The organism is Paeniglutamicibacter sp. (assembly GCF_046714615.1).
Lineage (GTDB): Bacteria > Actinomycetota > Actinomycetes > Actinomycetales > Micrococcaceae > Paeniglutamicibacter.
This window is the reverse complement of sequence record NZ_JBKKAP010000136.1, coordinates 1-11,101: the sequence shown is the minus strand read 5'-3', so window position 1 is coordinate 11,101 and position 11,101 is coordinate 1. Positions and strand designations below refer to the sequence as shown.

General features: G+C 67.3%; 9 protein-coding genes, 2 tRNA genes and 1 pseudogene. 7 read left to right on the top strand and 5 right to left on the bottom strand.

Annotated elements, in window-relative coordinates:
• Positions 1-54: 54 nt before the first annotated feature.
• Positions 55-939, bottom strand: a complete 885-nt coding sequence (locus ACLQ7E_RS15930; RefSeq protein ID WP_411733553.1) for an acyl-CoA thioesterase — start codon at positions 937-939, stop codon at positions 55-57.
• Positions 940-1,100: 161 nt separating this feature from the next.
• Here ACLQ7E_RS15930 and ACLQ7E_RS15925 point away from each other — a divergent pair, with 161 nt between their 5' ends.
• Complete coding sequence (locus ACLQ7E_RS15925) at positions 1,101-1,760, top strand: hypothetical protein (protein ID WP_411733552.1); 660 nt, start codon at positions 1,101-1,103, stop codon at positions 1,758-1,760.
• Here ACLQ7E_RS15925 and ACLQ7E_RS15920 read toward each other — a convergent pair.
• From ACLQ7E_RS15920 to pepN, 4 genes are all read right to left on the bottom strand, one after another.
• A complete protein-coding gene (locus ACLQ7E_RS15920) occupies positions 1,757-2,338 on the bottom strand; it encodes a globin (protein ID WP_411733551.1) in 582 nt (193 codons plus the stop codon). The two genes, ACLQ7E_RS15925 and ACLQ7E_RS15920, sit on opposite strands and share 4 nt — an antisense overlap.
• A 129-nt stretch (positions 2,339-2,467) precedes the next feature.
• Positions 2,468-3,166: a DNA alkylation repair protein gene (locus ACLQ7E_RS15915; RefSeq protein ID WP_411733550.1), complete on the bottom strand. Its 699-nt coding sequence runs from the start codon at positions 3,164-3,166 to the stop codon at positions 2,468-2,470.
• A gap of 3 nt (positions 3,167-3,169) precedes the next feature.
• Positions 3,170-3,643 (bottom strand): OsmC family protein, encoded by a 474-nt coding sequence (locus ACLQ7E_RS15910; protein ID WP_411733549.1) that lies wholly within the window; start codon positions 3,641-3,643, stop codon positions 3,170-3,172.
• Positions 3,644-3,722: 79 nt separating this feature from the next.
• A complete protein-coding gene (gene pepN, locus ACLQ7E_RS15905) occupies positions 3,723-6,266 on the bottom strand; it encodes an aminopeptidase N (protein WP_411733548.1) in 2,544 nt (847 codons plus the stop codon).
• Between the two features lie 187 nt (positions 6,267-6,453).
• On the opposite strand from pepN, the gene ACLQ7E_RS15900 reads away from it, so the two are divergent.
• From ACLQ7E_RS15900 to tig, 6 genes and pseudogenes are all read left to right on the top strand, one after another.
• Positions 6,454-7,287 (top strand): aspartate dehydrogenase domain-containing protein, encoded by an 834-nt coding sequence (locus ACLQ7E_RS15900; RefSeq protein ID WP_411733547.1) that lies wholly within the window; start codon positions 6,454-6,456, stop codon positions 7,285-7,287.
• Between the two features lie 244 nt (positions 7,288-7,531).
• The gene (locus ACLQ7E_RS15895) at positions 7,532-8,005 is read left to right on the top strand and encodes a ribose-5-phosphate isomerase (protein ID WP_411733546.1); all 474 of its coding nucleotides are present in this window, start codon (positions 7,532-7,534) and stop codon (positions 8,003-8,005) included.
• Between the two features lie 20 nt (positions 8,006-8,025).
• Positions 8,026-8,971, top strand: a pseudogene (locus ACLQ7E_RS15890) (Fpg/Nei family DNA glycosylase).
• A gap of 142 nt (positions 8,972-9,113) precedes the next feature.
• Positions 9,114-9,187, top strand: a tRNA-Gly gene (locus ACLQ7E_RS15885).
• A gap of 324 nt (positions 9,188-9,511) precedes the next feature.
• A tRNA-Pro gene (locus tag ACLQ7E_RS15880) sits at positions 9,512-9,586 on the top strand.
• Between the two features lie 86 nt (positions 9,587-9,672).
• On the top strand, positions 9,673-11,046 hold the full coding sequence (gene tig, locus ACLQ7E_RS15875) for a trigger factor (protein ID WP_411733545.1): 1,374 nt from the start codon (positions 9,673-9,675) through the stop codon (positions 11,044-11,046).
• The last annotated feature ends 55 nt before the right edge of the window (positions 11,047-11,101 follow it).

Here is an 11,101-nt window from a genome sequence, read left to right as displayed (position 1 = left end):
GCGGATGAACATTTCATCCGCACCGCCGGCGCCCGTTTTTGTGTCGCGGCGTCGCTAGTCGTCTTCGGGCACGCGCACCATGCCCTCCTGGGCGACGGTGGCCACCAGCTGTCCCTCACGATTGAAGATCCTGCCGGTGGCCAGGCCGCGGGCACCGGAGGCGCTGGGGGATTCCTGCACATAGAGCAGCCACTGGTCGACGCGGAACGGGCGGTGCCACCACATGGCGTGGTCCAGGCTCGCCACCGACATGCCGGGGGTGATCCAGGTCAGCCCGTGGCGACGCAGTATCGGTTCCAGCAGCGTGTAGTCGCTGGCATAGGCGAGCGCGGCGCGGTGCATGGCAGGGTCCTCGGGCATCGCCGAGGTCGTCTTCATCCACACCGCGTTCACCGCACGGCGATCCCGTGGTCCCTTGAAGTACAGCGGTTCGCTGATGTACCGGATGTCGAAGGGGCGGTTGAACGCGTACTCCTGCGCGACCGGATGGTCAAGGTCGCCGATGAGCTCGGCGGTGGTGGGCAGCGACTCGGGGTCCGGGACGCCCTCGGGCATGGCGTCCTGGTGGTCAAGCCCCGCCGAGGGGGCCTGGAACGAGGCGATCATCGACAGGATCGGCACGCCGTTTTGGTACGCGTGCACCCGGCGGGCGGAGAACGACCTGCCGTCACGCAGCCGTTGCACCCCGAAGGTGATGGGCAGGGTGGCGTCCCCGGCGCGCAGGAAGTAGCCGTGCATGGAGTGGATGGGGCGGTTCTCGGCGATGGTCTTGGACGCCGCCATCACCGACTGCCCGAGCACCTGGCCGCCAAATACCCGGCTGCGGGCCTGCGGCGGGGTGTGTCCCACGAAGATGTCCTCGTCGGTGCGGGCCTCGGGATCGCCGCTGAGGTCCAGCAGCTCAATCAGCTTCTGCGTCGTGGTGTCGTTGGTGCTCACGTGTCTGCTCCTTGGGGCCCGGAATGTTGATCTGCTAAGACACTATCGCCCCCGCGGCGGGTTCGCCGTATCCTCCGGCGCCGGTCGCTGGGGTGTTTTGGCGGACGTCACCGCGGGCAACGGCATTGAGCTCCAGGCGCCCGACATGAAAGTATGAAGTCATGGCAAGTGAAACAGTTGTACTCGAGGACCAGGAAACCGTTTCGGACCTGTCCACGTTCTTCTCCCGCGCACGCTCGATCGAAGATGGCGCGGTGCTGCTGCAGGCAGCCGGCAGCGCGCTGGCGCTGTATGTCCCGGTGCTCTATCCGGAGTTCCTGGGCGATTCGGTCCCCACCGTGCTGGGCATGCGTGCGGTGCGCCTGGGCAGCCCGGCCGAGGCCGGCGGGGTCTATGCCATCTCCGCGCTGACCGACCGGCTGGCCCGGATGGACGGCACGTCGCTGGAACTCTCGATGCCCCCCGCCCAGGTCAACGCGTCGTGGGCCGGCCAGCAGGTGCCACGCGGCGGCTGGGAACAGCGCGAGACGTTTGAGGACGATGCGCTGCTGGCCGAGGCGATGCGGGGGATCGGCGTGGTGGCCCAGGCGCTGCCCGAGAACGCCGGCAAGCCGGTGCTCAAGACCGTGCGCGCGAGGATCTGGTCCTCACCCGTTGAGGGAGTGGCAACGCCGATGCCGCTGGGCATGGCCTTCGGGGCGCATGCGCTGGGATTCCTGCGCGCGGGGGCAACCTCGACGCTGTATTCCTCCGGACCGTGGTTGCGCCTGAGCTGCGGCGGCGGGCACGTGGTGGCACGCCAGGGCGGCGTCCTGGGCTAGGGGGAAGGCGTGGAGGCGGGACACCCCGGCGCTTGGTCGGGTGCGTTCACCAGCGAATGCGCGGCACGGTCGAAGTAGTCCCAGAGCGTATCGGCCTGCAACGGCGGCAACTCCAGGGAATCCACTGCCGTGCGCATGTGCCGCAGCCAGACATCGCGGTTGTGCGAGTTGATGGTGTACGGCACGTGCCGCATGCGCAGGCGCGGGTGGCCGCGACGTTCGGAATAGGTCGTGGGCCCGCCCCAGTACTGCTCCAGGAACAATTGCAGGCGCATGGTCGCCGGACGCAGGTCGGTCTCCGGGTACATGGAGCGGAATTCCGCGTCCTCGCCGACCGATTCGTAGAACTTCTCCGCCAGCTTGCGGAAGGTATCCCGCCCGCCGACCTGGGCGTAGAAGGTGCCCTCGTAGAGGCTCGGGTCGTGGTCGTCATTTGGGGTCAGGCGGCCCTCGGGCAGGGTGGCACTCAGCGAGGCGCCCACCGGGCGCAGTTCGGCCACGTGCTTGCCGAGGCTCTCGCCTGCCGGCAACAGGACCGGCTTGGGGGTGGAAACTGGTTCCGGGTGGTTCTCGTTCACGTCGGTGGTGTCCTTTCAGTTCCCGGCTGGTGCCCGGGACCCTTCAGTGCCATTATCCCGTGGATGCGGCGCGGGCAGCCGGGCTTTCGCGCAGGGCGTGAGAACCCGGCGGCCGGGGCACCGATCCGGCTACGTCGCCTCGCCCAGGTGCTTGAGTGCCTCGCGCACCGACAGCGGGCTCATGTCCGCCCGATGCCCGGCGACCCAGGACCGCACCCACCCGGGGTCGGTCTTGCCGTATTGCCGCAGCGCCCAACCCATTGCCTTGCGGATGAAGAACCCGGGGTCGCCCAGGTTGGCGGCCAACGCCCCATCGAGCAAATCGGTGTCGGTGTGCGCCCCCAGGTGCAGCTGGCAGATCATCGACTGGCGGCGCTTCCACGGGTTTGCGTCCCGGGACCAGTCGCGCATCATCTGGCCGATGGATTCCGGGTGGGTGCGCAGCAGCTCCCCATAGCGCCGTGAACAGCCGTCGACGATGTCCCACCAGGCGCCCTCGGTGATCATCCGCTCATAGAGCGGCAGGAATTCCAGGCGCCCGCGGCAGGGCGCGGCTGCGCAGATTTCCTGGGCGGCGTACCAATGTTCCCGGTGCGTGGCGTTTGACCAGAGCGCGGTGGCTAGTGCCAGTCGGTCGGCCGCGCTTGCCGCTCCCGCGTCCCTGGCCAGCTGGCGGGCAACGCGGCGCACCTCGGGGAGCGCCACACCCAAAAAGGGCTGCGTGGTCTTCATGTAGGCCTGCGCCGCCGCTGCCTTGCCGTCCACGACGTGGGGCAGCAGCCTTGCGGTGAGCAGGTCAACCGCCGCATGCTCCGCCGCCAGGTCCATGGTTCAGGCTCCCGGGGCCACGGGGGCGTGGTGCACCGGGAAATTCACGCTGCGGGCGATGAAGCACACGGCGTTGGCCTCCGCATGCAGCGAATCGGCCAGGTCGCGCTGGGATTCGTCTCTTAGTTCCACGCGCGGGGCAAGCGTTGCCTCGAGGAACTCGCCGCTGCCGTCGCGGTTCAGCCGCAGCACCCCGGCCGCCGCGTCGGTGTAGCCGGTCACCACCATCGAATGCTTCACCGCCACGTGCAGGTAGGAGAGCATGTGGCACTGGGACAGGGCTGCCAGCAGCAGCTGCTCGGGGTTCCACCTGTCCTTGTCCCCGTGGAAGGTCGGGTCGGCGGTGCCGGGCAGGTCGGGCAGGCCCGCGGCGCGGATCACGTGGTCGCGCCCGTAGCCGCGGTAGGAGCTGGTGCCTTCCCCGCGGTTGCCGGTCCAGGAAATGTCGACGCGATAGTTGTGCAGTGCCAGGTTCATGCCTCCATTCTCGCCGGTGACGGGGGTACAGGTGCAAATGCCGCACCGGCACCCCCGTTTCCTCGGACGGTATGGGGGCCTAGGCGTCGGCCGCCTGGGCCGCCAGGGCACGGACCACCGCATCGCGGCTCTCGATGACCAGCCGGCGCAGGGCCGGGGATTCGTCCCCGAGGGTGCCCAGGAACGCATCGGTCTTGGCGAGGGTCTCCGGGGTGGTTTGCGCCGCCGGGTAGAGCCCGGTGACGATTTGCTGGGCGATCTCGTAGCTCTTGGTCTCCCACACCGTGCGGGCGGTGTCGAAGTACTCGTCGAGGTAGCCGGAGATCAGGGCCGCATCGTGCACGTGGTTGAAGCCGGTGATCGCGGAGCGCTGCTCGACGTTCGAGAGCTTTCCGCCGATCACCGCATCCCAGGCCGCGCGCTTGGCCTCGGCCGTGGGCATGGCGGCCCGGGCCGTGTGGGCGGCGAGCTGCCCGGCGGAGGTGGCATCGCGTTCCAGCTCCGCCGCGATTGTCCCGGCGTCGGCGCGCCCGCCGGCGGCCAGGGAGGTGAGCAGGTCCCAGCGCATCTCCGCATCCACTGCCAGCCCCTCCAGGACGTGTTCGCCCGAGAGCAGGGCGGCGACGGCGTCGAGCTGTTCGGCGGTGTGCGCCAGGTGGGCGAAGGCGCCGACGAATTGCAGCTGCGCGTCGGAGCCGGCCGCGGCGGCCCGTGCCAGGTCCCAGAGCTTCTCGGCTGCCCCAAGGCGCGCGGCCGGGGCACCGGTGCGATCGACGTAGTAGTCCAGGGCGGTGTTCAGCTGGCGCAGCAGGACCATGATCACGCTGGAATCGGTCTCGTGCCCGATGTTGTTCAGCACCAGTTCCAGGTAGGCGCGGGCCGGGGTCTCGGCGTCGCGGACAGCGTCCCAGGCAGCTCCCCAGACCAGCGTGCGCGGCAGGGACTCGCGGAAGTCCTTCAGGTGTGCGGTGGCGGTGGCCAGCGACTGCCCATCGAGGCGGATCTTGGCGTAGGCCAGGTCGTCGTCGTTGACCAGCACCAGCGCCGGACGCTTGCGCCCCACCAGGGCCGGGACGGCGGTGGAAGGCCCGGCCACGTCGAATTCCTCGCGGTGCACGCGGACCAGGGCGCCATCGGCATCCAGGTCGTAGAAGCCCACGGCCAAGCGGTGCGGGCGGATCACCGGGTGTTCGGCGACGGCGGTCTGGGTGATGGAGAAGTCGGTGATCTGCCCGGCGTCGTCGGTGGAGATCACCGCGCGCAGCGTGTTGACGCCGGCGGTTTCCAGCCACAGCTTCGACCATTCCGAGAGGTCGCGGCCGGATGACGCCTCAAGCTCGCGCATCAAATCCGGCAGTTCGGTGTTGCCCCAGGAGTGCTTGGCGAAGTAGCTGCGCACCCCGGCCATGAATTCCTCCTGGCCGACCCAGGCGACCAGCTGGCGCAGCACCGAGGCGCCCTTGGCGTAGGTGATGCCGTCGAAGTTCACCAGCACGTCTTCCAGGTCGTTGATCTGCGCGACGATCGGGTGGGTGGAGGGCAGCTGGTCCTGGCGGTAGGCCCAGTTCTTCTCCATGATGTTGAAGGTGGTCCACGAGGAAGTGAATTCGGTGTTCTGCGCCGCGGCGAGCGTTGACATGAACTCGGCGAAGGATTCGTTCAGCCACAAATCGTTCCACCAGCGCATGGTGACCAGGTCGCCGAACCACATGTGGGCCAGTTCGTGCAGGATGGTGATGGCGCGGCGTTCGATCGCGGCATCGGTGGGCCGGGACCTGAACACGTAGGACTCAACGAAGGTCACCGCGCCGGCGTTCTCCATGGCGCCGGCGTTGAACTCGGGAACGAAGAGTTGGTCGTACTTCCCAAACGGATACGGGGTGCCGAACTGCTTCTCGAAGAACTCGAAGCCCTGGCGGGTGAGGGCGAAGATGTTTTCGGCGTCCAGGTGCTCCATGAGCGAGGCGCGGGCGAAGACGCCCAGCGGGATGACCCGTCCGTCGCTGCTGGTCAACTCCGAGCGGACGCACTGGTACGGACCGGCGATGAGCGCGGTGATGTAGGAGGAGATGCGCGCTGTCGGCGCGAAGGCCCAGGTCTTGGCACCCTCGCGGGCAGCGACCGGCACCGGGGTGGTGGCGTTGGAGATGACGTCCCAGTGCCCCGGGGCGGTGATGGTGAAGGCGAAGGTGGCCTTCAGATCGGGCTGCTCGAAGACCGCGAACATGCGGCGGGAATCGGGCACCTCGAACTGGGAGTACAGGTACACCTCCTGGTCCACCGGGTCCACGAACCTGTGCAGGCCCTCGCCGGTGTTCATGTAGAGCGCGTCGGCGTCTATGACCAGGGTGTTCTCGGCCGCGAGGCCCGGCAGCGCGATGCGCACGCCGTCGGACACCTCGGCCGGGTCCAGCTCGGTGCCGTTCAGGTTCACCGAGCGGACGGCCGCGGTGACGGCGTCGATGAAGGTTTCAGCGCCGTCGGCGGCGGAGAAGCGCACGGTGGTGCGCGAGGAGAAGACGGTGTCGGACCCGGTCAGGTCCAGCTCGACGTCGTAGGAGTGGACGGTGATCAATTCGGCCCTGGTGCGGGCCTCATCGCGGGTGAGGTTCATGCCTGGCATGGTCGCTGACGCGCCTTTCGATGGTTGCCGGTTGCGAAAATCTTGGTGTTCTGGGCTGACCCGAAGCGCCGCCCCGTGGTGCGGCACGGAACGCTGGGCACCACGGGAGTGTGAAACAAGCCTTGAACAGTGTGCCCATTGTCTCACCAACACCCCACGGTGCCGCAAGTGGCGCGGGACTGGTTTGATGGATGACACGGGAATTGGTGTGGTGCTGCTGGGATACGGCGCAATCGGGCAGGCGGTTCACCGGATGCTCGCACCTGTTGCGGACTCGGTGCGGGTGCTCGGGGCGCTGGACCGGGCAGCCCTGGAAGGCACCGCGGGACAGGTGCGCATGGCAGGGCCGGCCGGGCAAGAAGTGCCGGTGCTGGAACTGGGAGCCGCCATCGAATTGGCCGATGTCATTCTCGAATGCGCTTCCCCGGCGGCGGTGCGCGCCTACGGTCCCGGGATTATCGGCGCGGGGACCGACCTGCTGGTGGCCTCGCTCGGTGCGCTGGTCGATGGCCGGCTGCGGGAAACCCTGCTGGAACGGGGCCCGGGACGCTGCCACCTGTCCACCGGCGCAATCGGGGGACTGGACCTCATCCGCGCCTCCGCCGGGACCATTGAGAGCATCGAGCTGTCCACCCGCAAACCGCCGGCGGCACTGCTCCACCCCGGGCTGCCCACCGCACTGCGGGCTTCGATCGCCAGGGCGGAGACCACGGGCAGCTCCCGGCACGTTTTTGGCGGTTCCGTCGCCGATGCCGTCCGCCTCTTTCCCTCCAACATCAACGTTGCTGCGGCCCTGGGGCTGGCGGCCGGGGACATGGACCTGGTGCGCGTGGACATCGTTGCCGATCCTTCCGCCACGCTGACCGGCCACGCCATCGAGGTGCACGGGAGTGGTGGGCACTACCGGTTCGGGATCGAGAACTTCCCTGACCCCGACAATCCTGCCACCAGCGCCTTGACCGCACGCTCGACGGTCTCCGGATTGCTGCGGCTGGCCGGGCACGGCCCGCACTTCATCTAGCTGCCGGATCCCCTCCGTCGCCCTGATCGTGGGTGCCGGCCCCGGAGTCGTGCGTGGATCCCCGGCGCGGGGGAGCGCGCATCCATACGCTCGCCACCATGGAAGAGGCCCCGAACCCGGCGGCCCCGCCCAATTCCCTGGCGGCCGGGCGGCGTCCGGCGGGGTCATCGACTTAGTGCCACGCCGCACCCGGCGCTAGGCTGGTGCCTGCATCTTCCCCCTCCCCGGTCTAAGGACACAACACATGCGCGTTCACATTGCCACCGACCACGCAGGCCTCGAGCTCAGCGCCCACCTCATCGAGCACCTCGGCGCCAAGGGCTACGAGATGATCGACCACGGTCCCAGCGCGTACGACGCGGAGGACGACTACCCTTCCTTCTGCATCAACGCCGCCCTTGCCGTGGTTGCCGACCGGGCCGCCGGCCTTGACTCGCTGGGCATCGTGCTGGGCGGCTCGGGCAACGGCGAGCAGATCGCCGCCAACAAGGTCGTCGGCATCCGCGCCGCCCTGGCCTGGAACCTGGACACCGCCCGCCTGGCCCGCGAACACAACGACGCCAACGTCGTGGCGGTGGGCGGACGCCAGCACTCCCTGGAGGAGGCCACCGGCATCATCGAGGCGTTCCTTTCCGAGCCGTTCTCCAACGTCGAGCGCCACATCCGCCGCATCGGAAAGATCGCCACCTACGAAACCATCGGCGAGGTCGTGGCCTAACCCAGCCACGGCACCCCACCATGCCCGAAGGCCACTCCGTACACCGACTTGCCCGCCAATTTGACGATGTCTTTGGCGGGCAAGTCCTTGCCGTCTCCTCGCCGCAGGGCCGCTTTGCCCCCGCAGCCACGCTGATCGACGCCCAACGGCTCACCTCCTCGCACGCGCACGGCAAGCAGCTCTTCCTGGGCTTCGGGAACGAGCTGGTGCTGCGCGTGCACCTGGGTCTCTACGGGGCGTGGAGCTTCGGCGGAGACGAACACTTCTCCGGGGCCTCCTCGATCGGTGCCCCGCGCAAGGTGGGGGAGCGCGAACAGGGGCCCGACGAGGAAGTCGGCCCCTACACCGGCCCGCCCGAGCCGGTCGGGCAGGTTCGCGCGCGGCTGGGCAGATCTGCGCGGGCCCAGTGCCTGCGAGGTGCTTACCCCCGAGCAGGCGCTGGCCGTGCGCGCCAAGCTGGGCCCCGACCCCTTGGTGGCCGCCGCCGGCGAATTCAACCTGGCCAAGGGCCGCGGCTCCGCGGCGGCGAACGAGGCAGCGGTGCGTGCGGTGCGCAAGGACTTCGTGGCGCGCCTGGCGCACAGGAAAACGCCGATCGGCACCGCCCTGATGGACCAGGGCGTGCTTGCAGGGGTGGGCAACATCTATCGCGCCGAGACGCTCTTTCGCACCCGGACCGATCCGTTCATGCCCAGCAGCGAGCTGTCCGCACGGAAGGCAGGGATGCTGTGGGACGACATTGTCTCGATCATGGCCGACGGAGTCCGGGACGGAAAGATCATCACGACCCTGCCCGAACACCGCGATGGGGCGGGGCCGCTCTGGCCCGACAACGCCTACTACACCTACCAGCGGCAGGGTCTTGGCTGCCGCCGGTGCAGCGCTGCCATTTCGCTGGCCGAGGTAGCCGGGCGCAAGCTCTATTGGTGCCCGGGCTGCCAGCCCGCCGGGCAGCACCGGAGCTAAACGCCTTTGGCGGGCCTGGCTCCGCCCGAAGCGCGAACACGCGGATTGACAAGGATCTGTGCAAGTCCGGGCCCGGATTTGCACGGCGTTGAATTGTGGTGCTAAGGTTTTATCCGTTGCCACCGACGAGGTGAGCAAATGCGGGGATGTAGCTTAGTGGTAAAGCCTCAGTCTTCCAAACTGATGATGCGGGTTCGATTCCCGTCATCCCCTCCAATGAAGAGTGATTTGGTTCCCAGGAACCAGGTCACTCTTTTTCGTTCCCCGGGCAATCCCTGCCCGCCCCGCGCCGAATTGTGACGTCCATCCCTTTTTGCCTCGTGGACAGGCGCAATGCGGGATTTTCGGCATCCTCACAACGGCCCCGACCCCCCGGAAGCTACGGCAATTCAGGGCTTTCCCCCCGGGGGAAGTGCGAATTTTGTTTTCCGGCGATTGCTTGTATGGTTGTTCCGCGCCGTCGACGAAATCCAAACTTCTGGTTGACGGGCCGATTAGTGGAAACTTGTTTATTTTGCATAGACTGTTTCTGCACTTATTCGGGGTGTAGCTCAGCTTGGCTAGAGCGCGCGCTTTGGGAGCGTGAGGTCGCAGGTTCGAATCCTGTCACCCCGACTCTGTACCTTCAACCCCGCAACGGTTACCGTTGCGGGGTTGAAGTCCAGCTCAGACCAAACATCACACACCAGGAGTACAACGCTGTGAAGAGCGCCGTCGAAACCCTCACCCCCACCCGGGTCAAGCTCACCGTTGAAGTTCCCTACGAGGAACTGAAGCCGCGCATTGCTGAGGCCTACAAGACCATCGCCAAGCAGATCCAGGTTCCCGGCTTCCGCGCCGGCAAGGTCCCGTCCCGCATGATTGATCAGCGCGTCGGCCGTGGCTACGTCCTGGAGACTGCCATCAACGAAGGCATGAACACCTACTACCAGCAGGCCGTCACCGAGAACGAGATCGTTCCGCTGTCGCGTCCCGAGGTCGAAATCACCGAGCAGCCTTCCGCTGAGGTTGCCGGCGAAGGCCAGCTGGCCTTCCAGGTCGAGATCGACATCCGCCCGAGCATCGAACTTCCTGACTACAAGGGCCTGGAAGTCACCGTTGACGCCACCGAAGCCGGCGAAGCCGACATCGAAAAGGCACTGGATGACCTGCGCGGCCGATTCGGCACGCTCAAGTCCATCGAGCGCCCGGCAGCCAACGATGACTTCATCACCTTGGACCTGACCGCTACGGTCGAGGGCGAAGAGGTCGACTCGGCCACCGGCCTGTCTTACCAGGTTGGCTCCGGCACCATGCTCGAGGGCATGGACGAAGCCGTCACCGGCCTGTCCGCAGGCGAAGACGCCACCTTCGTCACCACGTTGGCCGGCGGCGAGCATGCAGGTGCCGACGCACAGGTCAAGGTCATCGTCACCGCCGTCAAGGAGCGCGAGCTTCCCGAGGCCAACGACGACTTTGCCCAGCTGGCTTCCGAGTTCGACACCATGGCCGAATTGCGCGAATCCCTCGCCAAGGACGCTGCCGAGTCCAAGGTCATGGACCAGGGCGTTGCCGCCCGCGACCTCGTCCTGGACAAGCTCATGGAGCTCGTCGAGGTTCCGGTTCCGGAATCCGTCATCACCGAGCAGGTCGAGCAGCACTTCGAGCAGGGCGCCCACAACGAGGGTGAAGAGCACGACACCGAAGAGCACCGCACCGAGGTTCGCGAGAACACCGCCAAGGCCTTCAAGAACGAGATCGTGCTTGACGCCGTCGCCGAAGCAGAGAAGATTGGCGTTGCCCAGTCCGAACTGATCGACTACATCGTCCAGACCGCCGGCCAGTACGGCATGGACCCGAACCAGTTCGCGCAGATGCTTGACGGCGCCGGCCAGGTTCCGATGCTGGTTGGCGAAGTTCGCCGCCGCAAGGCACTTGCCAAGGTCCTGGAGTTTGCGGTCGTCACCGACACCAACGGCAACGTCGTTGACCTGTCCTCGTTCGTTCGCCCGGAAGGTGAAGAAGTAGAGGGTTCCGCATCGTCGGCTTCCTCCGCATCCTCCGCTTCCTCGGCCTCGGCTGCATCCGCCAAGTAGCGCGGCGCCGCTGACGCGGCAATGAACTCCCAGGCGCGGAGCCACCTGCAAAAGG

What these genes read in the sequence shown, in the direction of transcription:
- ACLQ7E_RS15925 (WP_411733552.1), top strand. Translation starts at nt 1,101, where the DNA reads ATGGCAAGTGAAACAGTTGTACTCGAGGACCAGGAAACCGTTTCGGAC.
- ACLQ7E_RS15915 (WP_411733550.1), bottom strand. Translation starts at nt 3,166, where the DNA reads ATGGACCTGGCGGCGGAGCATGCGGCGGTTGACCTGCTCACCGCAAGG.
- ACLQ7E_RS15910 (WP_411733549.1), bottom strand. Translation starts at nt 3,643, where the DNA reads ATGAACCTGGCACTGCACAACTATCGCGTCGACATTTCCTGGACCGGC.
- pepN (WP_411733548.1), bottom strand. Translation starts at nt 6,266, where the DNA reads ATGCCAGGCATGAACCTCACCCGCGATGAGGCCCGCACCAGGGCCGAA.
- ACLQ7E_RS15900 (WP_411733547.1), top strand. Translation starts at nt 6,454, where the DNA reads ATGGATGACACGGGAATTGGTGTGGTGCTGCTGGGATACGGCGCAATC.
- ACLQ7E_RS15895 (WP_411733546.1), top strand. Translation starts at nt 7,532, where the DNA reads ATGCGCGTTCACATTGCCACCGACCACGCAGGCCTCGAGCTCAGCGCC.